The organism is Algoriphagus aquimarinus, from assembly GCF_900112005.1.
Lineage (GTDB): Bacteria > Bacteroidota > Bacteroidia > Cytophagales > Cyclobacteriaceae > Algoriphagus > Algoriphagus aquimarinus.
Genome location: NZ_FOKK01000029.1, coordinates 1 through 24,711 on the forward strand (window position 1 = coordinate 1; position 24,711 = coordinate 24,711).

The window sequence follows — 24,711 nt, forward strand, 5'->3', positions numbered from 1 at the left end:
AAGTATCAAATCAGCTGTAGCATGACAGAAAGCTATGATCCATACCAAAATGCGGTGGCAGAAAGAGTCAACGGAATACTGAAACATGAATTTATTCTGGGGATCATAATCCATGATTTAGAACTGATGGACAAACTGATAAAAGAGTCTATTTATATTTACAATAATGAAAGACCACATTGGAGTTGTCGGATGGAAACACCAACCAAAATGCACCTGCAAGACAGCATAAAGATTAGAACCTACAAAAAGAAAAATAGCACCGTGTCGAAACCCGATGCTATCTAAATTATCCTTTAAAACTGTAACGCCTATTCAGGACTAGTCATACGCCTGGTTTAAACAGCTTAAGTCTTAACTTTTTTTGGTTTAATCACACGAGTTTGATAAAGTTGTCTTCAAGTTTCACATTAAAATTGATATCTGCTTTAAGTGCTTTGAATACCTTCAAAATTGTATCAATAGTTGCGCTATTTGTACTGCTTTCAAGTTTGGAGATTTGGGCTTTCTGTACACCAACCAGACGCCCAAGTTCCTCTTGAGTCAATTTTCTTTCCTGTCTTGCAGATTTAATCATCTTGCCCAGAACGTCCATACTTAATTCATATTCGTAGTCATCGCGGTCTGTAGTTCCAGCTTTTCCGATATACTTGTCCTTCATTTCGGCAAGTGAATATGTCTTAACTTCTTTAGTTTTCATCTGCTTACTTAATTTATTGTTTGTTGAATCCTGCCAGATACTTTTCTTTAAGTTTAACTGCTCGGGTTATTTCATTAGGTGGAATTTTATCAACTTTCTTAATGAAACCGTGAGTAGCAATAACCAAGGTCTCTTTGTTGTTTCTCTTATCCCAAAAAGCTAGTAGTCGAATTTGAAGTCCGGCGAATTTTGTCCGAAACTCCCATATATCATGTTGTAATTTCTTGAATAATTTTGGGTCATTGGTTTGCTCAGCTAGGTCGATATTGTAAATGATTTTTTTAACAGTTTTAGGGTCGAGTTTCGAAATGAATTCGTCTGCTTCTTCCAGAAATTTAGTTTCAAAATATCTCATACAATATTGTTCTGTGAAACGTTATAAAGGTATAAAAGTTTCTAAATATAGAAACAATATTTTCGCCTTAGAAATTTATTATACTAGTCCTCTCTATTCCTCTTCACAATCTTCACCACACGTTTATAGATGATTTCTGCTAAGCCCCAGTCGTAGCCATCAAAGTTGGTGGTATTGTTAAATTGAATTACCACTGTGTCAATGTCTTTGTGGTACTTGGCGATACTCTGATATCCAGGAAGCAGGCCTGTATGTTCGTAAGTGTAAATGGAGGAATAGATTTCCTGTTCGCCTTCGTTGAACACCGAACCATCATTTAATGCACGAATGAAAATGCCCACATCTTCCGCGGTAGCCACCATGGAGCCAGCTTGATTGATGAAATCATTATTCTTCATGTCGGCCTCGTAACCCACGTAATATCCGCTCATGACCTCGTCTAAATCATCCACTTCGCTTAGCAAACTGTAGGTTTTATTCAGTTCAATTGGAATCAGAATTTCCTCCTTAATAAACTGGTGATGGCTATAGCCCAGCGTTTTATCAAGGATCTCGCCGATCAATAGGTAATTCGTGTTGGAATAACCATAGCTTTCATCAGGTGCAAAGTCAGCAGGCTTATCCAGCACCAATTCAAGATTATCACTATTGGCTTGAGGTGGATCTTCCCAGTAGTTAGGTGTACGGGTAAAATCGGGAATACCAGATCTATGCTGCACCATCATTCTCAGGGTGATTCTATCCACATTCTCTATTCTTCCTGCCAATTCAGGAAAGTACTCAGCTACTGTCTCGTCCAAAGACAAACGTCCTTCTTTGACCAGTTTAGCGACAGCAACGGCGACATATAACTTGCTAATACTGGCAATCTTAAATAGTGCCTGAGGATAGGCAGGAATTTTCTTGTTTCGGTCATGCCAGCCTGCTGCATAAAACTCCGGGGACTTTCCGCCTTGATCCACGTAAACAATCATTCCATCAAACCCATCTGCAATACCTTCTTCCAACTGTTCCTGAACCGTATCTGGAAGCGGTAAAATCCAAGCCTTCACCAAAATCCAAGGAACAAAATACAGCGAACCTATACTAGCAAGAATAAATAGGATTCGAAGGGTTTGTTTGGGTTTGGGATTGGGCATGGTGTTTTAATCAGGATGTATTAACGGTTAATACATGCATCTGACAAAAAGAGTGAGTCTGATGTCATGTATATTGTTTCATGTAGTTTTATTTTATCCGTAATTTTTGATCACAATTTGTTTAGCCTCTTTTTCTGCATCAAAATTACTTTCGAATTCTTTTTTATAGAAATAGAACATGGCCATCTTAAATTCTGGGAATTCAAAATAGATATATTCATCCATTGTATGAAAAAATAACGATTGTTTATTCTTACTCTTCCAGAATATCAAAGAGTTATATTTTGTTTCCTTGTCTTTTTTTCTAATTCTTGCCTGAGATGCTCGTAACTGTGACATTGCTCTATATGGAGACATATCAATATTCATTCTCATGACAGAAATTGGAATCTTCTTAAGATATGGTATGAAATCCTGTGTATGGTTTCTAGTAAATTTTCTCCTAAAATTTAAAACATGAAATTTATAATCTATTATTTCTAGCCATCGAATCACATTTAATGATTCTTCGTATTCATAATAATTTGATTTTAGATCTGTGTTTCTAAAAAGTTTATTAATGTATTTTTCAATTCTTGAAAGAGTTTCATTATTGCAAATGGAGCAAGCTGGAATTACTGTTTTTATTAAATATTGAGAACTATCATTTATTACTGTATTAAAAGATCTTTCCGGGTCATTTTCAAAACACCACTTTGGCAGAACATGTTCTTTTGTCATATTTACAGTTTGACCACAAAATGAACAGATATCATCTTCCTCTGCAAAATCCGAAGGGTCAAAATGATTTCTTTTGACGTGATCAATTATGAACTTCCCATTATTTCTAAAGTTTTTGCGCAATAGTTTAAATGATTCATCTGCCATTTTTCTTAATAATTACATGAAACATGATATATCCGCAATTGCGTTTATTTCTTATATATATTATTAATCTCTAAATGCGCCCTCCGCGTTTCCCTCCGTGCTCTTTGCGGTAAAAAAGACTATACAAATGCCGGAATCCCAGTAATCTCCTGACCTAAAATCAGCAAGTGAATATCATGCGTTCCTTCATAGGTGATTACCGATTCCAAGTTCATCATATGCCGCATTATTGGATATTCTCCTGTGATGCCCATTCCACCATGGATTTGTCTGGCTTCTCGGGCGATGTTTAGCGCCATTTCCACATTGTTCCGCTTTGCCATGGAGATGTGGACAGTTTTGGCTTTTCCCTCATTCATCATCTTGCCTACTTTCCAGGCTAGGAGCTGGGCTTTGGTGATTTCGGTTAGCATCTCGGAAAGTTTCTTTTGGGTCAGCTGAAATCCTGCTATGGGTTTGCCGAATTGGATACGCTCAGCGGCATACTTCCTGGCAGACTCGTAACAGTCCATCGCTGCGCCGATCACGCCCCAAGCGATTCCAAATCGTGCAGAATCCAGACACATCAGTGGAGCTCCCAAACCGGATTTATTAGGAAGAAGATTTTCCTTTGGTACTTTCACATTATCAAAAACCAGTTCTCCAGTGCAGGAAGCCCGAAGCGACCATTTACCATGAGTTTCTGGCGTGGTGAATCCTTCCATTCCTCGTTCTACGATCAAGCCATGAATTCGACCTTGTTCATTTTTCGCCCAGACTACCGCGATATCCGCTTCGGGAGAATTTGAAATCCACATTTTGGCACCATTCAGTAAGTAATGATCACCCATATCTTTGAAGTTGGTGACCATGCCACTTGGGTTGGAACCATGATCTGGCTCGGTGAGGCCAAAGCAGCCCAGCATTTCTCCCGAAGCTAGTTTGGGTAGGTACTTGTTTCGCTGCTCTTCCGAACCGAATTTATAGATGGGATACATCACTAGGGAGCCTTGCACAGATGCCGTCGACCGCATTCCCGAGTCACCCCGCTCGATTTCCTGCATGATCAAACCGTAGGAAATGTAATCCAAGCCACCGCCTCCATATTGCTCAGGGATCTGAGGACCAAAAGCGCCCACATCACCGAATTTCTTCACAATGTCAGTAGGGAAGTAAGCTTTCTGAGCCCAGTCTTCCACGTAAGGAGAGATCTCCTTTTTGACAAAGTCCCGGATGGATGTTCTGATCAATTTATGCTCGTCAGTAAGCAAGTCATCTAGGTCTAAAAAATCGACTCCATCAAATAGATCCTGCTTCAAAGACTTTCGGATTTCAATTGACTCCATGGTTTTTTTGGTTTATTAGAATGAATCTGTGACTTTTGTCGGGATTTTAAAAATCCCCAGCAGATTCTAAGTAAATAGATCGCAGACGAAAATACTACCTTTTTATACTAAAAGCACTCATGGCAGAATCCCAATTTGATCCTAAGATATTAGAAAAAATAGAGCTGCTTGAGAAGAAATTCAAAGCGTCTGGACAGGATATGCTTTCCTACTTGGAAGGTTTGCAGTATGCGGATTATTTGGCCTATTGGGATTATATCAACTTGGATGTGTTGCTTTCTCTGCAGCAGCCTAAGACTTCTTTCAAAGACGAAAAGATCTTCATCATCTATCATCAGATTACTGAGCTTTATTTCAAATTGATCATCTCTGAGATGGAGCAGATTGCAGAACAACAGCCAATTACTGAGCAATTTTTCAAAGCTAGGCTGGAGCGGATCAATATGTATTTTGATCAGCTGATTGGTTCTTTTGCGATGATGTGGAAAGGCATGGAGCAAGAGCAATTTCTCAAATTCCGCATGTCGTTGCTTCCTGCAAGTGGTTTCCAAAGTGCCCAGTATAGAGAGATAGAATTGATGGCTGCGGATGCTTTTAATCTCGTTGCCTTGGATAAGCGAACTGATCCTGATTTCCACACGCCAACAGACGAGATTTTCGAAAATCTGTATTGGCAACAGGGAGCTATTGAGTTGGCAACAGGGGAGAAGACGCTTACATTGAAGAATTTCGAAGCGAAATACAGTAAGAAATTAATGGATCTCATCGATGGGTATAGACGAAAAAACCTATGGCAACGCTATATGGATGTGGTGGAACCTTCCGAGGAATTGACGGAGACGATGAAGCAGTTTGACCTCAAGGCAAATGTGTTTTGGCCTTTGGCTCATTATAAATCTGCTGTACGTTTCTTGCAAAGAGATCCTGTGGATATCGCTGCTACTGGCGGTACCAACTGGCAGAAATACCTACCTCCACGCTTCCAGAAAGTGATTTTCTACCCTGAGCTTTGGACTGAAGAGGAAAAAGAGAACTGGGGAAAAGGCTGGGTAGTGAAGGAGATTTTTGGGGAAGAGTAGATTTTACTAAGTATCAAGTCGTAAGTATTAAGTAACAAGATATTAGAATCAAGAATCAAGACATAAGTAGTTAGATATTGGAATAGATATGCTATTCTTCTGGTTTCTACTAATCGTAAAGTTGTGTCAGGCTGAGCGAAGTCGAAGCCCAGTAATTTGTCTTCGAACCTTTAGACTCCCGTCTCTCGGGTGCTCGGACTGACTATTGGTATTGTTGTTTGGACTAACAGAAGAACCAAAAATGTCAGAATGATAAAATGACATCAACTCTTCGGGAATCTCGTACCCCGATAGCTATCGGGGCGAAAATCGTAAGTCGTAAATTATTCCAATAGCTATTTGATGTGGATAATCACATTATCTAGGATAATTCGCTTTCACAAAAGCTTCCGCATTATTATAGCAAAAGTCATCTACCAGAGCTTCGGTGTCTTCGCGTGATTTGAGATGGGCTAGGTGCTTGGCTTTTGGGTCTTTGCGGGCTTGTTCGACTACGAAAATCAGATTATTAGAAAAAAGCTCAAATTCCAACACGGTAGGATAGTGGTCAATAGGATCAATAAGTCCTTCGAAATCGGTACCCAGTGTCATGCATTTCCAGACTTTCAATTTTTCAGCTTCGCTAAGATTCGGGTTGCCAAAGGCGGATTTGGCTATGCCTTCGATATTATCCCAAAGCAATTCAATCCCATTTCTCTTTGTCTTTTTGCTCTCTTTGGTGATTCCAAGAATTCGCTGATCAAAGGAAAGACCGAAAAGTCCATCCGTTTTCACGATCATTTCTATATCCTCCTCACAGATATTGATATTCCAGGCATTGTATTTTTTGCTTTCATCTGAGAAATCGTCTTTTTCCTTGTGAAAGCAATTGATGTGATCCTGCAAGGTTTTGACCCCAGAAAAACCACAATGAGAAGCTATAACTGGGATTTTGTCACCTTTTGCCAGACAGGGACGGACGATGTGCTTGTAATATTCTTGTCTGCCGCATGCGCTCATGTGCTTGACATCAATGAGAATCCGGTATCCTAAGTTTAAGTCTTTTTGGAGGTTGTTATCCAGACCCAATAATTCCAGCACAATCCTTCTTCCGTGATCGGTAAAGCCCTTGTTCATATTATTGACCTGATTCAATAAAATCTTGCCTTTGTCAGGAATGGAGTGCGCATGTCCGCAAAGATTATTGTTGAAGTGATGGGAAAATGTGATGAAGAAAACGGGCACTTTCCACTCGTTTTTAATCAACTGAATACGCTTGGAGATTTCATCAATGCTGATTTTTCCTTTTTCCAACAGGTCAGTTCCCAATGCATGAGACCCTTCAATGGTCAGGATCATCGTGATCTCATCGTCGCTTTGAAGTGATTCTGCTAATGCCTCGGAAGACTCAGGGATCAAATACCGAGCATTTTCCGCCCAAAGTTCATTCCTAAACTTGGTCGCTCGTTTTTTCTCATTTTCAAAAATCCTCCGAATTACTCCGGTGGTGTGAATTTTATTGCAATCAATCCTCTTTCCAGAATCCATGAGCACAAACTCAAATTCCCGTTGCAAGGATTCCCAGTAATCGTACTTTTCAGATTGCACATGATTGACTGTTTTTCGGGGAATCCGCATGTAAAAAGTCTGGATCAGATCTCTAAGCGGGAGTTTATCATGAGTGCTCACCCCGACCACAATATTGAGTAAATCACTTGAATTGATTTTGTCCAAGCCCAGCACAAACTGCCGCTCAAGTGGATAAAGGGAGTTGAAAGTCAGTCGTACATTTCCATTCCAGGCTTTGACCAGGTCACATTGGCTGTATGAAGCTCCCATTTTGCCTTTTACGTAACCGGCTCTGTTGGATGAAATTACTGTCCAAGGACTGAATTCGTCCTTTTTCTCATAGGTTGATCTTTTTTCCTGCATGTGGAGATGAGCACGCATATGGTTATGACAGTGCAGATCCGAAAATTTCCTAGCCATGGTCTAAAAATTTAAGAAAAAACGAAATATAACTTTAGCTTAATTTCTTGATTATTAGGCTAAAATGCAATAGCGTTAGGAAGTGTTCTTGGGAAACTGAACTTGTCCTTAAGATTAACAAATTGATATTTTTGATAAATGATGTTCTTAGATTGAGTATCTAAATGCATTTTTAATGAACCCTTAGGCGATAGACTGCCACATCTTTTCATAAAACCCTAAAACCATGTTTAAAAGACGCGACTTTATCAAAACCCTTGGACTTACCTCTGCTGCATGGATGGGGATGAGTAATGTTGTTTTGGCAGGAATTCAATCCGATTCTATCCAAGGCGACAATGCTCCTTTCAAACCCATTAGAGTGCGAGGTAGAGTGCATATAAGTGGACAAGGAATTCATAGAGTTGCCGTTTCCGATGGACGCTCGGTGGTGTTGACGAATTCCTCGGGTGAATTTGATTTGTTCTCAGGTTCAGACCGTGATTTTGTGTTTATCTCGATTCCTTCAGGTTTTGATATTAAAAAACAGGCGAATGGTTCCGCTCAATTTTTTCAGAAAATAGATAAAATCAAGTCAGAGCAGAATATTGGTTTTGATCTCAAGAAGTCTGGCTCAAGTGATGAGAACCATCATTTCCTGTTGCTATCAGATACACAAATCCAAAATGACTACGAAGCCAATCAGCTGCTGACCGTATCAGCTCCGGATGTGCAGCAAACTATCAAATCACTCAATGATCCCAATCTTTTTGGGATTGGCTGTGGTGACTTGGTTTTCGATCATTTAGAGCTTTTCAAGGAATACAACCAGAGTATACAGATGTATGATATTCCTTTTTTCCAGGTCATAGGCAATCATGATATGGATTTGGGAGTCAGATCCGATGCTTTGAGTAATAAGACATTTGGAAGCCATTTTGGTCCAACATATTATTCCTGGAATAGAGGAGAGGTGCATTATGTAGTCCTGGACGATGTTTTTTATATAGGAAATAAATACATAGGCTACTTGGGCGAGGAGCAATTGGCATGGTTGGAGCAGGATCTTTCTCATGTGGAGAAAGGCAAAACAGTGGTCGTTTCCCTGCATATTCCGAGTTACACCGGCGCAGTTACGCGATATCCTGACCGTGATACGATTGGTGGTACGGTCAGCAACCGAGAGTATTTGTATCGCTTGCTGGAAGGTTACAATGCTCACCTGATGTCAGGCCACACGCATTTCAATGATAATATGATTCAAGGTCATGTGTATGAGCATTGTCATGGAACTGTCTGCGGTGCATGGTGGTCAGGGCCGATTTGCTTTGATGGTACGCCGAGTGGCTATGCAGTCTATGAAGCTAGAGGTTCGGAACTGAAATGGCAATACAAGGGAACTGGCCTGGATATCAATGAGCAATTCCGTGTGTATGAGGCTGGATATCATCCGGATTTTCCTGATCAGATGAGCTTGAATTGCTGGAATTATGATCCGGCCTGGGAAATCAGTTGGTTTGAAAATGGAATGAAAAAAGGAGCTCCTGAGAGAATCGTAGCCAAAGATCCTTGGAGCATGGAGCTACATACCGGGCCAGAACTCCCAAAAAGGAGAGAATGGGTTGAGCCTCAGTTGAATGACCATATGTTCTTTTTTAGACCAGAGTCAAAAGACAATTTGATGGTCGAAGTGAAGGATAGATTTGGAAATGTTTATACCAAAAATGTTTAAAACTTTGGGTTAGAAAACTGAGTTCTGGGCAAGAGAATTTCTGATTCCAGAATTTTACTAGCATCTTAGGCGATCAGGTGAAAAGCAAGATTTAAGAGGCATGAGTAAAAAGTCAGATTTGTCACAAGGGAGTTTAATACGGAGCCTTTTTACGCTGGCTTGGCCTATTATTATGGCCAATATTCTGCAGACTGCCTACCAGCTGATTGATACTTTTTGGTTGGGAAGATTAGGCGCAAATGCCGTTGCGGCAGTGAGTATTAGCTTTCCGATATTATTTCTAGTTCTTTCTTTAGGAGCTGGATTGACGCTTGCTGGAACAGTGATAGTATCTCAATACAAAGGCGCTAAAGATCAGCGAATGATTGATTTTAGCGCTTCGCAGACGATTTTTGTGATATTTTTCGTTTCTGCTATGCTGGCGGTGCTGGGCTATTTGGTCGCCTCACCTTTGATGAATTTGGTCGGTGCAGGTCCAGAAACCTTGGACGACTCAGTTAAGTATTTCCAGGTTTCCTCCTTTGGATTCGTATTTCTCTTTATGTTTTTCACCTTCCAATCCTTAATGCGCGGGATCGGGAATGTTCTGATGCCGATGTACATCGTGCTTGGCACAGTGTTGTTGAATTTGGTTTTGGACCCATTGTTTATTTTTGGTTTTGGATCCATCGAAGGATACGGAGTGGCTGGGGCGGCTGTGGCAAGTGTGATCACCCAAGGGATATCAGCAGCTGTTGGAATAGCGATTTTATTTAGAGGGAGAAAAGGGATTAAGATTCGACTTTCTGACATGAAGCCTGACTTCCAGTGGATCAAGCGAATGTTTGAATTAGGGATTCCTGCCAGTTTGGAGCAATCTTCCCGTTCGGCTGTGTTGACTGTTTTGGTGATGCTGGTGACAAGTTTTGGAAGCGAGGTAGTCGCAGCTTACGGTATAGGAGCGAGGATACTGAGTTTGGTGATTGTGCCTGCTCAAGGTTTGGCCATGGCTACTACCACGATGGTTGGTCAGAATATCGGTGCTTCTAAAATCAAACGAGCCGAAAGCATCGGGAACTTGAGTGTGAAGGTTGCTTTCTTTGGCTTAACAGGCATTGGCCTTTTGATGTTTGTTTTTGCGGAGAATCTGACTGCTTTCTTTGTGCCAAATGATCCTCAGGTAATAAAAGAAGGAGCAATTTTTATTCGGATAATGGCTCCAAGTTTCGGACTGTTAGGAGTGAATCAGGTGCTAAATGGTCTTTTCAATGGAGCTCGATTTACCCAAGCTTCCTTATTGATTTCCATCTTTAGTTTATGGATTGTCCGCTTTCCAGCTGCCTTTATACTTTCTCAAAAAACAGCCCTTGCCTACGAAGGGATTTGGTGGTCTTTCCCTATTTCCAACGGTATAGCCGCAGTAATTGCCTTTATTTATTATAAAACGGGGCATTGGAAAGTAAGAACCATCCGGCATAGAGGCGATTGGATACAGCCAGGAGTGGGTTGAGTAGGCGCATAGAAAAGTGAATAAATAACCTAGATACTTATATAATAATTGACCCATGAAAATACACTACTGTAAAAGTTACGATGAAATGAGCCAGCTAGGCGCCGAACTAGTGCATGCTGAGGTAGAGGTCAAACCTGACTTGCTTTTTTGCGCAGCTAGTGGAAACTCACCCGCGGGCTTGTATGAATTGATGGCTGACAAACATTTCGATTCGAATGGTTTTTTTGATTGGATGAAAGTGATCAAGCTCGATGAATGGGTAGGATTGACCAATGCATCCACGTTTACTTCTGAGTATGATATCCAGGAAAAGCTTCTGAAAAAACTGGGCATTGAGAGCGATAGATATATTTCCTTCGAAGTAGAAGCGGAAGATCCAGAATCTGAGTGCGAGAGGATTCAGGTTGAAATAGATGAATATGATGGGATAGATATCTGTATTCTTGGCCTTGGGATCAATGGGCATATCGCCTTAAATGAACCTGCAGAGTACCTTCAGCCTAATTGCCACTTGGCAAATCTGCACCCTGTGACATTGGCAAGTGGAATGATTGAGAAAGTCGGAGTTTCACTTACTCAGGGGATGACTATGGGTATTGGAAATATTATGGATTCGAAAATGGTGATTCTCTTTATCACAGGCAAAGGCAAGAAGCCAGCTTTAGATTTGTTTTTGGAAGGCAGAATCCGAACAGATTTGCCAGCTTCATTTCTTTGGCTGCATCCAAATGCGCATGTGATCATTGACAGGAAATCACTGAGTTGAAAGAGAAGAGGTTTGGGAGATATAGTGACGAGGTGAAAAGCGACAAAATGTGTCCTATATGCGTTTGGTAATTGTATAATAACCCGACTGATTTTTCGGTCATGGGAAATTTCCTTTTCTTTCGGCCTTCAATATTTTTCCAAATCACAAATGACCTGGCAATTAATCAAAGATGCCCTCCGAGGTAAAGAGCAGGATTTTACCAGTTTACCTCTAAAAACTGCCATTTTCGTTCTGGCGATTCCCATGATCCTGGAGATGATGATGGAATCTGCTTTTGCGGTGGTGGATATCTTCTTTGTGGCCAAACTTGGAGAACATGCCATTGCTACCGTCGGACTTACAGAGTCAGTTGTAGTGCTTGTGTATGCGATGGGATTTGGCATTAGCATGGCAGCAACAGCATTGATTTCCAGGAGATTTGGTGAAAAGGAATATAAGGAAGCAGGAGCGGCAGCTTTCCAACTGTTGGTCGTGGGAGGAGTCATTTCGATTATTCTAGGAATTCTGGGATGGACCTTCGCTCCGGATATTCTGGGCTTGATGGGAGCAGAGGCTAAAGTCATAGAAACTGGTGTAAGCTATACCCGAATTATTTTTGCGGGAAACACAGCAATCATGCTCTTGTTTCTTTTGAATGGAGCATTCCGTGGAGCGGGGCAAGCTCATCATGCGATGCGATCGCTTTGGATTGCCAATGGCTTGAATATGATCATAGATCCGATTCTGATTTTTGGAATCGGAAACTTCTCTGGATATGGGTTGGAAGGCGCTGCTATCGCCACAACTTTTGGAAGAGGAATTGGGGTGGTTTATCAGTTATACCACTTGTTCAACGGAAAGCATAAGCTGAAAATTCTAAAGGAGAACATTGTCATTTCTTGGGAGATCATCAAGAAAATCATGGAAATCGCCGTTGGAGGAATGGGGCAATTTCTGATAGATTCGGTGGCGTGGATTGCACTCACGCGTATGAATGCAGAGTTTGGATCTGCTTCTTTGGCTGGATTTACGATAGCTTTTAGGATACTGATATTCACACTTTTACCCGCGTGGGGCTTATCAGGCGCGGCATCTACTTTAGTAGGTCAAAATCTCGGTGCCAAGCAACCTGAGCGTGCTGAAAAAGCAGTGTGGATCACAGCTAGGTACACCGTGATATTTATGGCCTCAGTGACGGGCATCTATTTACTTTTCAACCAGCAACTCGCAGGAATCTTTACTGATATTCCAGAAGTAAAGGCTGTGGCTTCACAAGGGCTTTGGGTAGTGGCTTTGGGCTACGTTTTCTTTGCAGTCGGGATGGTGTTGACCCAGGCATTCAATGGTGCGGGAGATACCAAGACACCGGCTTGGATTAATATAGGAGTGCTTTGGTTTATAGAGATTCCTTTGGCGTATGTTTTAGCATTCACCTTTGGCTTAGCTCATTTGGGGATTTTCATTTCCATTGCTTTTAGCCATAGTTTTCATTCAGTAGTTTCCCTGTATTTCTTCAGAAAAGGCAAATGGAAGCTGAAGGAGGTTTAGGGTGATAATATCTTTCAAATTTTTTAAATTGAGTACTATGATTATCCGCAATAAGGCCATTACGCTATTTAATTGCTACAAGACCGAAGTAGCCTCAATTTTAGTGTTTGGTAGGTATTGAAGTGCTTTTGAATATTGGCGATGCCACTAAGGATAAACAAATTAAATTACTGAAGAAAGGAAACTCATGACAGTATCGAAAGGTGTAATTCTAGATAGGCTGATGGAAACTTTGGAAACTGTAGGTGTTTCCCCGATTCCTGAAAGGAGAATTCTGCTTGAAAGAATCAGTGCCCGAATGCATGAAGTTCAATCTTTGAAAATGGATGAGGGGAAATCGAAGACTCCTGAAGCTAGCGATTTTACTTCTCCAGTTTGCTTCGCAAATAGCGCTGAGGTACAGACAGATTACATGAGTGAGTATGAGGTTTTGAAGCAAATCGATGGATATATTGATCGATTGATCCGCCAATCTTGACTTTAAAATTTATTATAGGTGCATCTATTTTTTCCGATAAAGAGATTAAAGCATCATTGGATTAGGTAAACAGAAGCATTTAGGCTACTTCGGTCATCGGTCTTCCGTCTCCCAGCCTCGATCTTGAATATAACTTTAAATAGAAATGATAAAAAGCATAAAACAATAAGTATCATTTAACCCCAAAATACGATGACAACTATAAACGCATACCTATTCTTTGATGGTAATTGTGAAAATGCCTTCAATTTCTATCGCTCAGTTTTTGGAGGAGAATTCGCTCATGTGGGCAGGTTTTCTGATATGCCAGCAGATCCAAATTTCCCAATAGCTGATGAGGTGCGGAATCAAATCATGCACATTAGCTTGCCTATCAATAAGGATTGTATCTTGATGGGATCTGATACCGGCGGACATGGTGGACCATTGACAGTTGGAAATAATTTTTCACTATCCATCAACACCGATTCTAAGGAGAAAGCAGATACTTTTTTTACTAAGCTTTCTGCAGACGGAAAGGTGACTATGGCTATGGATAAGACATTTTGGGGAGATTATTTCGGAATGCTTACCGATCGATTCGGAATCAACTGGATGATAAGTTTTGCTGAGCCAGCATAAAGTGCTTAAGTGAACTTAGCTTTCTGAATACGGGAAAAATGCATAGGCGAAATGCTCTTGAGTTTGCACTTCAATAGGGGAGGAATACAACCTTAGTATAATGGTTGGTTGCTAGACAAATTTGACTGAATAGCCGAGATCTGGATATATGAATAATTAGATCTAATGGTTCCTTTTGAAGTTGAATGCGATATTTCTTAAACAAGAAAAAGACCGTGATTACGGTCTTTTTCTTTTTTCAAAAAATGATATTAAGGTAATAATACCTTGTCAATCACGTGGACAACGCCGTTTGAGCCAGCAAGGTCAGCAGCTACAACAGTAGCATCACCGATCATTACTTTGCCATCTTGGATCGTCACTTTCAATTCCTTTCCATTCAAGGTAGTTACCATCTGGCCATCTTTAAGATCTCCGGACATAACATTTCCTGCTACAACGTGATACGTCAGAATTGAAGTCAAGTCTGCTTTTGCTTCAGGCTTCAGCAAGCCTTCCACTGTACCAGCAGGAAGTGCATTGAATGCGGCGTTTGTAGGAGCAAACACAGTAAATGGACCTTCGCCTTTCAAGGTTTCTACTAGATCTGCCGCTTCAACTGCAGCAACTAAAGTAGTGTGATCAGGAGAACCTATCGCTATGTCTACTACAGTATTTGGTGTTTCCATAACTGGAGTCTCTTCTACTACCTCAGCCATAGTGGTCTCCTCTGTTTCGGTGGTAGATTTACTGTCACAACTGATTGTAAAAGAAGCTACTGATGCAGCAGCGAGGAATGATAATAATCTTAATTTTTTCATTTTGAATTGGTTAGTTTCTTATAGTTTCCCAACAAACAACTCTTCAATAAGTTTTAGGTAATTCTATTTTTTTTATTTGAATCGATTTTAAATGAATGCTTGAATAAGTTTCATTAGTCCATCCCAGTATGCAATTCCCAATTCATCCTTACCTTTGAGGATAAACATGCCAATTTACCTTCATGAATAATTCAGACATTTTGCGAACTATCCGTTATATTTTTAACTTCAAAGACCCTGAAATGGTCGATATGTTTAAAGCAGGAGGATTAGATCTCAAGCGTGAGGAAGTTGCTAATTTTTTAAAAAATGAGGAAGAACCATTCTTTAAAGCCATAGTCGATAAAGATCTTGCTGCTTTTTTAAATGGTTTTATAATTGAAAAAAGAGGTAAAAAGGAAGGTGAGGTACCTACACCGGAAAAAACCTTAAATAATAATATCATTTTCAGAAAGTTGCGCATTGCATTGAATATGAAAGAGGATGATATCTTAGAAATTCTTTCATCTGTAGGTATGCATATCAGCCCTCATGAACTTAGCGCATTTTTCCGCAAGCCAAGTCAGGCTCAATACCGTGCCTGTAAGGATCAGATCTTAAGAAATTTCTTGAACGGATTAAAAAAGAAACATAGACCTACAGGGACAGAATAGGCTTTAAGCATCATCAAAACAAAGGACTCCAGATACTGAAAAAAGTGGGTAGGTGTAGCAGTGAACTTACCACTTACAATCCTTTTACCTATCTAGAATTAATTCTATTCCTCACTGAGTGCTTTTACTTTCTGTACCAACTTATCGTTACTTACTCCCAAACCTTCTTGCTGGTGTTGTAATACCCCTTGCTTGTCAAACACTGAAATGATATTCGTGTGTGAAAAGTCAATAGGAGAGATCTTTTTGTACTTCATGGAAAGTACATTTGAAAACTCCCGCACATCATCCAGTTTGCCTTGAAGTAAGATCCATTGATCTCCTTCTAAGTGCTCCTCTTGTGCATAGGTTTTCAGTTTCTCAGGAGTGTCTTTTTCTGGATCTATACTTACCAAAACATAGTCTACATTCGGATCATCTACTTTCGAATAGATGTTTCGCATATCTGCTACCAGTCTAGGGCAAGCTGCTTCGCAAGACGTATAGATCATCACGACGACCAGAACTTTGCCTTTCAAATCGGTCAAATGAATAGACTCATTATCCTGAGTTTTCCATTCAGACTGAAGATTGAAAATCGACTCTTCAGAAATCCCATCTTCGTCCAAAATTGGTGCCTCCAACGAACTTACTTTTACTAAATCCATCTTACACACAGGACAAGTTCCTGGATGATCATAAGTTTTATGATCTTCGCATTTCATGGGACAGATGTATTGCTCTGTGGAATTGACTTGGGTTTGACAGGCAAATAGGCTAATCAGAAAAATTAAGCTGAGGATGTTTTTTAGGTAGTTGGTATTCATAGACTTACTTTGATTTGGCACATCTAAAACCTAGGTTTTTAATGTTGTAATTTGCTTTGATACTTCCTCTGAAGGCATAACGCATAAATGCTGCATAATCCCGAAGATTACTTGCGCTGATAGCTGCTCCTGCACAAAAAAGATTCCTATCTGCCTCGCCGTCTTGTCTTGATTCTCCAGATATTAAAACGGAATTGAAATCGCTAGTCCATTCCCAAACCAAGCCGTGCATGTCATAGATTCCCCAGAAGTTTTTATAGGTACTTCCTACGGTTTTGGAATAGGTATTTGGGGTTTCATACGACTCTATAATCCGGGTATTGAACGAGCTATCATTCTCTGCATTTGCTTTGGTCTCACTCGCTCTGGCAGCCAATTCCCACTCGTCCACGGATGGCAGTCGCTTTTCTTGACAAGCGCAGTAAGCTTTGGCGGCAAACCAAGATACATTGGAGATAGGTGACTTAGGGTTCATATGAGTTCCTAATTGTAAATCACTTTGCCATTCCGAAAGGTAATTTCCATCAGCAAAAATAGATTTTGCATTAGCTCGCTTCCATTCGGGGTATTTTTTCACAAAGTCAAGGTATTGCTCATTGGTAACCGGATATATATCCAGCAAGAAATCATCTACCCAAACTTTGCCAGAATCTAAACCATAAAGGGGGATCAGTGTCCCCCCTTTTATTGGTTGCATGCCCGTTGGGGTTTGGCTATATCCTGTTAGAGAAAAAGCTAATAAACCGAAACAAGCGAAGATATATTTTAAACGACTCATTTAATGGGCACTTTTTCTCTTAGTCACCATCATAGGTGTGACCTCAACTCCACTATTTCCCCAACTGTTATATATGTACGTTAATACATTGGCCACTTGTTCGTCAGTGAGCGTTTGGGCGGTCATCACAGAATTGTATTTTTGGCCATTAACAGTGATTTCTCCTGTTTTTCCGTGAAGGACAATATCTATTGCTCGATCCACATCTGCATTTAGGTAGTCGGATTTGGCTAGAGGAGGGAAGGCACTTGGGATGCCCTGACCTTCTTCTTGGTGACAGGCTAAACATGTTCTGGCATAAATACTCTTACCAAGCTTAATTCTTTCAGAGACAGACTGAGCAGTAGGTGCTTCTGGCGCGCCTTGATCTCCTGGCATAGTTTGGATAGACCCACCTTCTGGCTGGTAGATTCCTTCCTGAATTGTACCTGAATACACGGATTCATTTTCATTGCCAGTAACTTTCAGCATTCCTAAAGCACCTTTGTTGAAAGCTCTGAAAATCGCATGATCAACCAAAACAAATGTGCCCGGAGCTTCTACTTTAAACTCAACTATGGCAGCTCCTCCTGGAGGTATAAGTGTTGTTTGCACATTATGGTTGATAAGTTTTCCGCCTTCGACATGGACTCTGTCAAATATTTCTCCAATCACATGGAAAGAAGAAGCTAGATTGGGACCACCATTTCCTACATAAAGTCTGATTGTTTCTCCCACTTCTGCAGTAATTGCGTTGTCGCCAGTTAGTGCATCTGTGCTACCGTTGAAAACAACATAATCTGCATCTTCATCGATTGCTTTTTGCATATCGAAAGGTTGAAGTCCAGGTTCTCCGTTATTACCTTTGGTGTAGAAATCACCCTGCATAATATAGTATTCCTTGTCCACCTTAGGTAATCCACCGGCAGGTTCAACTAATATCAACCCGTACATTCCATTGGCGATATGCATCCCAACTGGTGCTGTTGCACAGTGATAGACATATAAACCTGGGTTTAAGGTTTTGAAGGAAAAGGTGATCTCGTGCCCAGGAGCAACGAATGAAGATGAAGCTCCTCCTCCAGGACCAGTCACTGCGTGAAGGTCAATGTTGTGAGGTAGCTTATTATTTGGGTGGTTTTTAAGAGTAAACTCTACTTCGTCTCCCAGTCTAGTACGTATGAAACTTCCCGGTACAGAACCTCCAAAAGTCCAGTAGATGTAGCTTACACCATTGGCCATTTGACCTTCCTGCTCCAGTATTTCCATATCTACTATTACGTTCTTTGCAGGACGACTTCCGATAGGGTCGGGCACATAAGGAGGACTGGTGAGTTGTGCATTGATTTTACCATGCACTTCAATATCCATGGTATTCTCTCCATTTTCATGGCTACTTCCACTGCATCCTACCAAATAAAATATACTGCAGAGAAGCAGGAGTTTTATACTCGGGTACTTTAAGCCATACATCATGATCATTCTTTTTAGTAGAAACTAGTATAAAAATTTGCTCTGAAGAATTCTGACGATCTAATGCATGTAATTGCCAATCCTATCTGAACAAAGTGTCGAACACAGGTGATTTAATTGTGTCTGATTAATATTCAAAAATATAGATAGAAAGCAACTCATAAAGTGGTTAAAGCTTTGTTATACAATGACTTTTGTCATGTTATTTTGCTTGTTCTTGCCTTAGTCTTCTACAAAAACATCTTTTACTCTTCCTACTTCACCCGTATCCAGCAGGACTTTGATTCCATGTGGGTGTGTAGGTGAGGAGGTAAGGATTCGTTTCACAAATCCTTCGGTAAGTTCTCCACTTCGCTGATGATGTTTTTGAACAATGGTGACTTCACTGTCGATTTCTATGTTTTTTCGGATGGTTCCTGTGAGTGTCTTCTTTTCCATGAGGATTGATTTCTTAAATGAAAGTGCAATTTACTTATGACTTTGCTCCTAAAATAATTTTAAGCAGCTCTCTAAGTTGTAGCGTTTTGTTAGGTATCTCCGTCATTATTTAAAGTTTTGATTTTCTTTACGTTAATCAGTTATTTCTCTTGCTCAAATCTCTTTCTATATGAAAACTAAGCTGTTGTATTTTTTATTACTTGCGTTTGTGGTCCTTTCCTGTAGTGATGAAGATAAGAATCCGGATAAAACACTGATTGGAACTTGGGAATTAGTAACTAAAGGTTCGGAATTTGACGGTGCAAGTACTTTTGAAATCATTGCTGATGGAACTATCAAAGGAATGAATACTATCAGAAAAAAAGACTCGCGCACGGTTTTAGGGTATCAGAGCGTATTTTCAGGAACTTATAGTAATGAAGGGTCTATTCTAATAGTGAAAAAAAATGAATCTGCATTCTTGACTAATCCTGATTTTGACTATGTAGATAAGGAGGATTTAACCAGTATTGAAGGCTATCTTGAAGATGACAGATACAATATAAATGATAACTTTTCAAAGTTATATTACAGCTGTCCTCCCAACGCACTTTGCTCTCCCCCAAAACCGTATTTAAAAATCAAATAAAGTCATCCAAAATTATAGTGCTATCATGCATAAAAAACTTTATCTACTAATCGCAATTGCTTTTGTTCTCTTCAGTTGCAAGGATAATGATGATATCAATCCTGAAGTATTGACTCAGAATCAATGGCAAAAGGTCATTGAATATTCAGATGCAGATCAACCCTATGATATAGTGTATTCCATTGATTTTAAATCAGATGGTAAGGTTTATTCTGAGGTTTTTGTTAGAGATATGGCGACCAAGAATGTGTTAGGCTTCCTAGAGTATTACAATGGTAACTACCAAATAGTTGAAAATAAAGTAGCTGTATCAATTACAGAGCACTTCATTAATATGGGTGGAACGATGTATTCGGATAGGGAGAAGCTAAGTTTACAGGATAAAGAAAACCAATCCAGAGAATATCAACTTAGAAATAAGAACTCAGAATTGCATACCATTATGCCGCCACTTGCTAGCTCGTTGGGGCTTATTTACAATAGAGTTGACTAACAAGTGACTTGTATTTGAAAAATAAAAAAGGGCTGCTTTCGATGTGAAAGCAGCCCTTTTAGTTGGTTTAGTTTTGTGATTCAGATCAATTATCCTGTGGAATATTGATAAGAAGAGCGATCAGGTCCTTTGGCGTATTCACAGTCCCTAGCTTTTCATCTTGAAAAATCACATGAAGCTGATACTCCAGTTCGAAAATCAGTCCATTGATGAATACGGGATCCATGCGTAACTGTTGGATAAAGTCTGCATTTTTATGCTGACCAATCAGTGTAATGCCATAGGAATGAAAAACTTGAATGGCTTTTTTCAGGATAGTAAATTGTTGGTTCATAGGAGTAGAATAATGTTGTGATAATCTTCTGGTTATTTTTGAAAACAAGCAGTCTTTGAAAACAGAATTTGAACTACTTAGTTCCAATTAATTGAAATAACGTTTTTGAAAGAGGATTCGCTACTTCCAACTAGAAATTTAACAATAAATAGGGATGTTAATTTTTCTATCTAATGGGCTGATTAATAGTATACTGCTAGTAATAAAAAGCATGTACGAATGGAGTGGATATATTGGATTTAGTAAAAAGTATAGTCTAAACCTTCAGGGTATTTTTTCAAGAATTCCCATCCGTATTTGCAGCTTCTTTGATAGAGTCACTATCCCAGGTATGATCATTTATGGAGAATTTGCGCATCAATTCCCCTGATAATAGACTTTCCTGTAATTCTATTTGTTGACGACTTTTGGAAATGTATTCATCTCTATTGTCTTTGAATTTCACCAATACTTTCAGTGCATCTTCATCGTAATCCCGAAATTGCTTAGCTAGTCTATGTACTGTATGGGCTCTGAAACCAAGCTTTTTCAATACATCTTCACCCATGCGAATTGAGGTGTCCAAGTGTTCTCTATAAATATTCTCTACACCGATTTCCATCAGTTCAAATGCATCGTACCGGTTTTTGGCACGAATCATCACTTCCAAATGTGGAAAGTCTTCTCTGCAAAGCTCTACCAGTTTGATGCTATATTCTGTATTGTCTATGGCTGAAATCAGAATTGAAGCCTCATTTGCTCCAGCTGATTGTAAAAGTTCTGCGCGTGTGCCATCTCCAAAATAAACCTTGAAACCCATTTTTCTCAGGTATTCTACCCGATCTGGATCCGAATCCAAAATAGTAGCTTCTACTCCATTTGCTCTCAGAAACCTCCCTAGCGTAGACCCAAAATGGCCAAAACCTACCAGGATGACCTTGTTGTGCTCATCGATGCTATCCATATCTTTCTCGATCGCCTTGTGAGTTTGATTGATGGCAGGTATAATGACTTTGTCGAGAATTACCATTAGGATAGGAGTAATGGTCATGCTCAATGCAGTCACAGCCATCAAGGTGTCGGAAATGGACTGGTCAAAAATCCCCAACTGCAATGCAAATGCATAGGTGACAAAAGAGAATTCCCCGACTTGCGAAAGCCCAATCGCAAAGCTGAGGTTACTCGCTAATCGTAATTTTTTGGTTTTGCCAATAATCAGCAAAATGATTGTTTTCAATAAGATAATCCCAAGTGTCAGTGAAATGACGGTCGATGCATTGTTGAAGATCAAGCTGAAGTTGATGGTAGAACCCACAGCCATGAAAAATAAGCCTAGGAGTAAACCTTTGAAAGGTTCTAAATCTGATTCAAGTGCATGTTTATAAGGTGAATTGGCTAGGATAACTCCTGCTAAAAAGGCTCCTAAGGCTGGGCTTAATCCTACTAGCTCCATCAGGAATGAGATTCCTACTACTATCAGTAATGCTGAAGCGGTGAATAACTCTCTCACCCTCGTTTTTGCTACCCAGTTCAGAAGTGGGCCAAAGCCGTATTGTCCTAGAAGTACTACGATTCCTATAGCTGCGAAGATTGATAGGGTCTGAGCCCAACCTGGGAAGCTATCTACGAGGCCATGCATACCTGCAGCATCGGTAGCTGGAGTAGCTTCTCCGAAAATCAAGAGAGGTAAAAGTGCTAAAATAGGAATGACTGCAACATCTTGCATCAGTAAGACTCCAAAAGACATTCTGCCAATTGGATTATTCATTTGGTTTTTCTCTTTGAGTGACTGCAATACAATGGCAGTAGATGAGAGCGCCATAGAAAGTCCAATAGCAAGTGAAATCTGCCACCTGATTTCAAGCATCATCCCAATGCCAAAAACCAATGCAGCCGTTATCAGTACCTGAGTTAAGCCTACCTTCACGATAAGTTGCCGCATTTTCCACAGGTTTTTTGGTTCTAATTCCAAACCAATCAAAAACAGCATCATCACCACACCAAACTCGGTCGCGTGCATGATGTCTTGGCCTTCGCCTTCATTTGTGATAAACCCAAGTAGGTATGGACCAATCAGGATTCCAGCAATCAGATAGCCTAAAACAGAACCCATTCCAAGCTTTTTGGCAACCGGAACACAAATTATAGCGGCTAAAATATATAGGATTGCATTTAGCAAAAATCCATTCATATGCTCAAATTTTATCGGTTATTGAATTGGCTAATGTCAGCTCCGTCTCTTAGATTCAATAGAAATTCTTTGTAAGAATGTGCTTTTTGGAGTAGTTGCTGATCAGTGATCTTATGCGTTCCAGCCACGTGAAAAGGAGCTAGATAGTGCATATGGCAGAGTCTTGCAGTCTGCTCAAATGGTCGAAGGAAGTCACCGATTTCATAATTGTTTCTTCCCTGATGCTGATAAGCTTCTTGAGATCCACCAGTAGTAATCGCATTTAAGATGTATTTTCCTTTGAGGTATATCCCTCCAGGACCATACGCCCAAGCAAATTCTAATACCAAATCTATCCATTGCTTCATCAGCGGAGGACAGGAATACCAGTAAATAGGATGATGCCAAATGACAACTTCAGCTTCAAAAAGGGCTTCTTGTTCCTTTTGAATAGAAATGTTGAAATCCGGATATAGTTCATATAAATCCCTGATTTCAATGTTTTCTAGCCCTGTGATGGCTTTAATAAGTGCTTGATTGACCTCTGAATGTTCAAATTTTGGGTGAGCAAATAGAACGAGTACTTTACGCATGAATCTAGGCTTTAGCCTTCAAAATTAATTTTCTTATGAGAGCCATCACAAAAAGGTTTGTTTTGGCTGGACCCACATCTACAGAAGGCGGATACCTTACTTTGGTTTTTAATATGTCCATTGGGAAGTTTGACTTTGAGATTTCCATAGACCATCAATGGGCCGTTCTGAACTACCTCAACCAATTGTTCCATCATCACATCTCCTGTACTTTTTTCTTTTTGCTCCGCAAAATAGTAGCTCAATGCACCACTTGGGCACTTATTTATTTGCTTGACAATTGCCTCTGTACTTGCTCCTTCGGCATTAACCCAAGGTCTTTTTTCAAAGTCAAATACCGAAGCTAATCCAGTTACACAATTTTTGGAATGAATGCATTTATGAGGTTCCCAAGTGATAGTTACTTCACCATTGGAGTATTCTTTGTGAATCGGAGTGTCTGACATACGCGTTTGTGAAATTGACCTTATTTTAATATTACAAAATATTCAACTTTGAATGGGGGAATTGGGAAGTTGATTCATAAAAAAAGACCCAGTTACTTAACTGAGTCTTTGATAACCAACAAACCATATATGCATTGAAATAGACTTTATAGCTCAATAGTCTTAATCTTTAAGATGATTTTCGAGTATTTTTTGCCACTTTTCAGCTATTCCTTTTTCTCCAGCTACACTGGTGAATAGCTCTCCATCGTAGATTTCAATTGTTTTTGGGGAGTGAGTAAAGTCCTTAAAGTGAAACTGCAAGGCTAAAAATTCCAGAATATAGCGTTTCTCTTTTCCGACTTGTACTCTGCGGATTTTCTCTTGGATACTGACTTTAATTACTTCCTTGAGGTCTATGACACTCTGCTCAGGATAGCTTCCAAACCGGTGATATACCAACTTTTTGTATTGACTGTCCAAGCCTAAGTGGTAGTGATTTCTCCAACGCTCATGCTGCGTAGGCATCACATTATTGTTAGATGAAAACTCCTCGAATGTTGCGAGGTTTTCATTGCTTATTCTTTTGAGTTTGTAACTGTAATATAGAAATGGTGAAGCAGAAGCCACCATGGCAAATGAAGACACAGCAAGTGTGATAGGATCAATTGAGATCATAGTAATATGGTTAAAATGAATAGAGTTTAATGCGATTTTAGACCGCAGAGGGTGATTCTATTCTATTTTACCAAGTATAATAAAAGTGTATAAAGGTGTCCTTAACGTCGAAAAGTGGTAATGACTTTTTGAAAAATGAGGGGGATAGGTAGGCTTCGCTAGGACTGATTAAGTCGAAATACCAATCTGGATTTAGCTTTGCATTTAAGCTCCAATCCACTTTAAATTCAGGGATTTCCAGTAATTCTGGAGTAGCATTAAATTGAATATGAGTAGTTTGGGTAAGATTCGATACTGAATCTTGCGAAAAGTCTTTGTTGAAAGAATCGGAGGGAATCGGAAAAACAAAAACAGCTACAAGCCATGCGACCCAACTCAGGGAAATCATAACTAAGGAAAGCTGTTTTTTCATTGTTTTTCTGATAATTAATCAATGTAAAGCAATATATCTTG

At 39.9% G+C, this 24,711-nt stretch carries 28 protein-coding genes; 11 read left to right on the forward strand and 17 right to left on the reverse strand.

What is annotated here, in order from left to right:
* Window positions 1-288, forward strand: a 288-nt coding sequence (locus tag BM291_RS21065) for an integrase core domain-containing protein (RefSeq protein WP_139229148.1), incomplete at its 5' end; no start/stop codon positions are given.
* A gap of 85 nt (window positions 289-373) precedes the next feature.
* On the opposite strand, the gene BM291_RS21070 is transcribed toward BM291_RS21065, so the two are convergent.
* The 5 genes from BM291_RS21070 to BM291_RS21090 all read right to left on the reverse strand — a co-directional run bounded on the left by BM291_RS21070 (window position 374) and on the right by BM291_RS21090 (window position 4,386).
* Window positions 374-700: a helix-turn-helix domain-containing protein gene (locus BM291_RS21070; RefSeq protein WP_092901726.1), complete on the reverse strand. Its 327-nt coding sequence runs from the start codon at window positions 698-700 to the stop codon at window positions 374-376.
* Between the two features lie 13 nt (window positions 701-713).
* Window positions 714-1,055: a type II toxin-antitoxin system RelE/ParE family toxin gene (locus BM291_RS21075; protein ID WP_092901729.1), complete on the reverse strand. Its 342-nt coding sequence runs from the start codon at window positions 1,053-1,055 to the stop codon at window positions 714-716.
* Window positions 1,056-1,138: 83 nt separating this feature from the next.
* A complete protein-coding gene (locus BM291_RS21080) occupies window positions 1,139-2,194 on the reverse strand; it encodes a serine hydrolase domain-containing protein (protein WP_092901732.1) in 1,056 nt (351 codons plus the stop codon).
* 93 nt (window positions 2,195-2,287) lie between these two features.
* Window positions 2,288-3,061 carry a hypothetical protein gene (locus BM291_RS21085; protein ID WP_092901735.1) on the reverse strand — a complete coding sequence of 258 codons (774 nt, stop codon included), beginning with the start codon at window positions 3,059-3,061 and terminating at the stop codon, window positions 2,288-2,290.
* 119 nt (window positions 3,062-3,180) lie between these two features.
* Window positions 3,181-4,386 (reverse strand): acyl-CoA dehydrogenase family protein, encoded by a 1,206-nt coding sequence (locus tag BM291_RS21090; protein ID WP_092901738.1) that lies wholly within the window; start codon window positions 4,384-4,386, stop codon window positions 3,181-3,183.
* A gap of 119 nt (window positions 4,387-4,505) precedes the next feature.
* Between BM291_RS21090 and BM291_RS21095 the strand changes: the two genes are divergently transcribed.
* Complete coding sequence (locus BM291_RS21095) at window positions 4,506-5,465, forward strand: tryptophan 2,3-dioxygenase family protein (protein WP_092901741.1); 960 nt, start codon at window positions 4,506-4,508, stop codon at window positions 5,463-5,465.
* A 357-nt stretch (window positions 5,466-5,822) separates the two neighbouring features.
* On the opposite strand, the gene BM291_RS21100 is transcribed toward BM291_RS21095, so the two are convergent.
* On the reverse strand, window positions 5,823-7,433 hold the full coding sequence (locus tag BM291_RS21100; protein ID WP_139229165.1) for an amidohydrolase family protein: 1,611 nt from the start codon (window positions 7,431-7,433) through the stop codon (window positions 5,823-5,825).
* A 226-nt stretch (window positions 7,434-7,659) separates the two neighbouring features.
* On the opposite strand from BM291_RS21100, the gene BM291_RS21105 reads away from it, so the two are divergent.
* From BM291_RS21105 to BM291_RS21130, 6 genes are all read left to right on the forward strand, one after another.
* Window positions 7,660-9,144, forward strand: coding sequence for a calcineurin-like phosphoesterase C-terminal domain-containing protein (locus tag BM291_RS21105; protein ID WP_092901747.1), 1,485 nt, complete (start codon window positions 7,660-7,662; stop codon window positions 9,142-9,144).
* Between the two features lie 100 nt (window positions 9,145-9,244).
* A complete protein-coding gene (locus BM291_RS21110; protein WP_092901750.1) occupies window positions 9,245-10,633 on the forward strand; it encodes an MATE family efflux transporter in 1,389 nt (462 codons plus the stop codon).
* 55 nt (window positions 10,634-10,688) lie between these two features.
* Window positions 10,689-11,402 carry a 6-phosphogluconolactonase gene (locus tag BM291_RS21115; RefSeq protein WP_092901753.1) on the forward strand — a complete coding sequence of 238 codons (714 nt, stop codon included), beginning with the start codon at window positions 10,689-10,691 and terminating at the stop codon, window positions 11,400-11,402.
* 150 nt (window positions 11,403-11,552) lie between these two features.
* On the forward strand, window positions 11,553-12,932 hold the full coding sequence (locus BM291_RS21120; protein ID WP_092901755.1) for an MATE family efflux transporter: 1,380 nt from the start codon (window positions 11,553-11,555) through the stop codon (window positions 12,930-12,932).
* Between the two features lie 187 nt (window positions 12,933-13,119).
* Window positions 13,120-13,410, forward strand: coding sequence for a hypothetical protein (locus BM291_RS21125; RefSeq protein WP_092901758.1), 291 nt, complete (start codon window positions 13,120-13,122; stop codon window positions 13,408-13,410).
* 192 nt (window positions 13,411-13,602) lie between these two features.
* Entirely contained in the window at window positions 13,603-14,031 is a 429-nt protein-coding gene (locus tag BM291_RS21130; protein WP_092901761.1) for a VOC family protein, read from the forward strand.
* A gap of 251 nt (window positions 14,032-14,282) precedes the next feature.
* Here BM291_RS21130 and BM291_RS21135 read toward each other — a convergent pair whose 3' ends face one another.
* Window positions 14,283-14,831 carry a fasciclin domain-containing protein gene (locus tag BM291_RS21135; RefSeq protein WP_092901764.1) on the reverse strand — a complete coding sequence of 183 codons (549 nt, stop codon included), beginning with the start codon at window positions 14,829-14,831 and terminating at the stop codon, window positions 14,283-14,285.
* A gap of 182 nt (window positions 14,832-15,013) precedes the next feature.
* On the opposite strand from BM291_RS21135, the gene BM291_RS21140 reads away from it, so the two are divergent.
* Window positions 15,014-15,484 carry a YehS family protein gene (locus BM291_RS21140; protein WP_092901767.1) on the forward strand — a complete coding sequence of 157 codons (471 nt, stop codon included), beginning with the start codon at window positions 15,014-15,016 and terminating at the stop codon, window positions 15,482-15,484.
* 104 nt (window positions 15,485-15,588) lie between these two features.
* Here BM291_RS21140 and BM291_RS21145 read toward each other — a convergent pair whose 3' ends face one another.
* The 4 genes from BM291_RS21145 to BM291_RS21160 form a co-directional block, all read right to left on the reverse strand.
* Complete coding sequence (locus BM291_RS21145) at window positions 15,589-16,290, reverse strand: SCO family protein (protein ID WP_092901771.1); 702 nt, start codon at window positions 16,288-16,290, stop codon at window positions 15,589-15,591.
* 4 nt (window positions 16,291-16,294) lie between these two features.
* Window positions 16,295-16,987, reverse strand: coding sequence for a formylglycine-generating enzyme family protein (locus tag BM291_RS21150; RefSeq protein WP_217647349.1), 693 nt, complete (start codon window positions 16,985-16,987; stop codon window positions 16,295-16,297).
* Window positions 16,988-17,068: 81 nt separating this feature from the next.
* Window positions 17,069-18,523 carry a copper-containing nitrite reductase gene (nirK, locus tag BM291_RS21155; protein ID WP_217647350.1) on the reverse strand — a complete coding sequence of 485 codons (1,455 nt, stop codon included), beginning with the start codon at window positions 18,521-18,523 and terminating at the stop codon, window positions 17,069-17,071.
* A gap of 219 nt (window positions 18,524-18,742) precedes the next feature.
* The gene (locus BM291_RS21160) at window positions 18,743-18,958 is read right to left on the reverse strand and encodes a YwbE family protein (RefSeq protein WP_092901777.1); all 216 of its coding nucleotides are present in this window, start codon (window positions 18,956-18,958) and stop codon (window positions 18,743-18,745) included.
* Window positions 18,959-19,127: 169 nt separating this feature from the next.
* Between BM291_RS21160 and BM291_RS21165 the strand changes: the two genes are divergently transcribed.
* Complete coding sequence (locus BM291_RS21165; protein WP_092901780.1) at window positions 19,128-19,586, forward strand: hypothetical protein; 459 nt, start codon at window positions 19,128-19,130, stop codon at window positions 19,584-19,586.
* A gap of 25 nt (window positions 19,587-19,611) precedes the next feature.
* Window positions 19,612-20,079, forward strand: a complete 468-nt coding sequence (locus tag BM291_RS21170; protein ID WP_092901783.1) for a hypothetical protein — start codon at window positions 19,612-19,614, stop codon at window positions 20,077-20,079.
* A gap of 85 nt (window positions 20,080-20,164) precedes the next feature.
* Here the strand turns inward: BM291_RS21170 and BM291_RS21175 are convergent, their stop codons facing one another.
* The 6 genes from BM291_RS21175 to BM291_RS21200 all read right to left on the reverse strand — a co-directional run bounded on the left by BM291_RS21175 (window position 20,165) and on the right by BM291_RS21200 (window position 24,670).
* Entirely contained in the window at window positions 20,165-20,413 is a 249-nt protein-coding gene (locus tag BM291_RS21175; RefSeq protein ID WP_092901786.1) for an acyl carrier protein, read from the reverse strand.
* A gap of 277 nt (window positions 20,414-20,690) precedes the next feature.
* Window positions 20,691-22,583: a monovalent cation:proton antiporter-2 (CPA2) family protein gene (locus BM291_RS21180; RefSeq protein ID WP_092901789.1), complete on the reverse strand. Its 1,893-nt coding sequence runs from the start codon at window positions 22,581-22,583 to the stop codon at window positions 20,691-20,693.
* An 11-nt stretch (window positions 22,584-22,594) separates the two neighbouring features.
* Window positions 22,595-23,155, reverse strand: coding sequence for a glutathione-regulated potassium-efflux system oxidoreductase KefF (gene kefF, locus BM291_RS21185; protein ID WP_092901792.1), 561 nt, complete (start codon window positions 23,153-23,155; stop codon window positions 22,595-22,597).
* Window positions 23,156-23,166: 11 nt separating this feature from the next.
* Complete coding sequence (locus BM291_RS21190; protein WP_092901796.1) at window positions 23,167-23,601, reverse strand: (4Fe-4S)-binding protein; 435 nt, start codon at window positions 23,599-23,601, stop codon at window positions 23,167-23,169.
* Window positions 23,602-23,763: 162 nt separating this feature from the next.
* Window positions 23,764-24,258 (reverse strand): hypothetical protein, encoded by a 495-nt coding sequence (locus BM291_RS21195; protein ID WP_092901799.1) that lies wholly within the window; start codon window positions 24,256-24,258, stop codon window positions 23,764-23,766.
* Window positions 24,259-24,325: 67 nt separating this feature from the next.
* Window positions 24,326-24,670: a hypothetical protein gene (locus tag BM291_RS21200; protein WP_092901802.1), complete on the reverse strand. Its 345-nt coding sequence runs from the start codon at window positions 24,668-24,670 to the stop codon at window positions 24,326-24,328.
* Window positions 24,671-24,711 lie beyond the last annotated feature (41 nt).

Coding starts and splice junctions, on each gene's coding strand:
- BM291_RS21070 (WP_092901726.1), bottom strand. CDS start 700: ATGAAAACTAAAGAAGTTAAGACATATTCACTTGCCGAAATGAAGGAC.
- BM291_RS21075 (WP_092901729.1), bottom strand. CDS start 1,055: ATGAGATATTTTGAAACTAAATTTCTGGAAGAAGCAGACGAATTCATT.
- BM291_RS21080 (WP_092901732.1), bottom strand. CDS start 2,194: ATGCCCAATCCCAAACCCAAACAAACCCTTCGAATCCTATTTATTCTT.
- BM291_RS21085 (WP_092901735.1), bottom strand. CDS start 3,061: ATGGCAGATGAATCATTTAAACTATTGCGCAAAAACTTTAGAAATAAT.
- BM291_RS21090 (WP_092901738.1), bottom strand. CDS start 4,386: ATGGAGTCAATTGAAATCCGAAAGTCTTTGAAGCAGGATCTATTTGAT.
- BM291_RS21095 (WP_092901741.1), top strand. CDS start 4,506: ATGGCAGAATCCCAATTTGATCCTAAGATATTAGAAAAAATAGAGCTG.
- BM291_RS21100 (WP_139229165.1), bottom strand. CDS start 7,433: ATGGCTAGGAAATTTTCGGATCTGCACTGTCATAACCATATGCGTGCT.
- BM291_RS21105 (WP_092901747.1), top strand. CDS start 7,660: ATGTTTAAAAGACGCGACTTTATCAAAACCCTTGGACTTACCTCTGCT.
- BM291_RS21110 (WP_092901750.1), top strand. CDS start 9,245: ATGAGTAAAAAGTCAGATTTGTCACAAGGGAGTTTAATACGGAGCCTT.
- BM291_RS21115 (WP_092901753.1), top strand. CDS start 10,689: ATGAAAATACACTACTGTAAAAGTTACGATGAAATGAGCCAGCTAGGC.
- BM291_RS21120 (WP_092901755.1), top strand. CDS start 11,553: ATGACCTGGCAATTAATCAAAGATGCCCTCCGAGGTAAAGAGCAGGAT.
- BM291_RS21125 (WP_092901758.1), top strand. CDS start 13,120: ATGACAGTATCGAAAGGTGTAATTCTAGATAGGCTGATGGAAACTTTG.
- BM291_RS21130 (WP_092901761.1), top strand. CDS start 13,603: ATGACAACTATAAACGCATACCTATTCTTTGATGGTAATTGTGAAAAT.
- BM291_RS21135 (WP_092901764.1), bottom strand. CDS start 14,831: ATGAAAAAATTAAGATTATTATCATTCCTCGCTGCTGCATCAGTAGCT.
- BM291_RS21140 (WP_092901767.1), top strand. CDS start 15,014: ATGAATAATTCAGACATTTTGCGAACTATCCGTTATATTTTTAACTTC.
- BM291_RS21145 (WP_092901771.1), bottom strand. CDS start 16,290: ATGAATACCAACTACCTAAAAAACATCCTCAGCTTAATTTTTCTGATT.
- BM291_RS21150 (WP_217647349.1), bottom strand. CDS start 16,987: ATGCAACCAATAAAAGGGGGGACACTGATCCCCCTTTATGGTTTAGAT.
- nirK (WP_217647350.1), bottom strand. CDS start 18,523: ATGATGTATGGCTTAAAGTACCCGAGTATAAAACTCCTGCTTCTCTGC.
- BM291_RS21160 (WP_092901777.1), bottom strand. CDS start 18,958: ATGGAAAAGAAGACACTCACAGGAACCATCCGAAAAAACATAGAAATC.
- BM291_RS21165 (WP_092901780.1), top strand. CDS start 19,128: ATGAAAACTAAGCTGTTGTATTTTTTATTACTTGCGTTTGTGGTCCTT.
- BM291_RS21170 (WP_092901783.1), top strand. CDS start 19,612: ATGCATAAAAAACTTTATCTACTAATCGCAATTGCTTTTGTTCTCTTC.
- BM291_RS21175 (WP_092901786.1), bottom strand. CDS start 20,413: ATGAACCAACAATTTACTATCCTGAAAAAAGCCATTCAAGTTTTTCAT.
- BM291_RS21180 (WP_092901789.1), bottom strand. CDS start 22,583: ATGAATGGATTTTTGCTAAATGCAATCCTATATATTTTAGCCGCTATA.
- kefF (WP_092901792.1), bottom strand. CDS start 23,155: ATGCGTAAAGTACTCGTTCTATTTGCTCACCCAAAATTTGAACATTCA.
- BM291_RS21190 (WP_092901796.1), bottom strand. CDS start 23,601: ATGTCAGACACTCCGATTCACAAAGAATACTCCAATGGTGAAGTAACT.
- BM291_RS21195 (WP_092901799.1), bottom strand. CDS start 24,258: ATGATCTCAATTGATCCTATCACACTTGCTGTGTCTTCATTTGCCATG.
- BM291_RS21200 (WP_092901802.1), bottom strand. CDS start 24,670: ATGAAAAAACAGCTTTCCTTAGTTATGATTTCCCTGAGTTGGGTCGCA.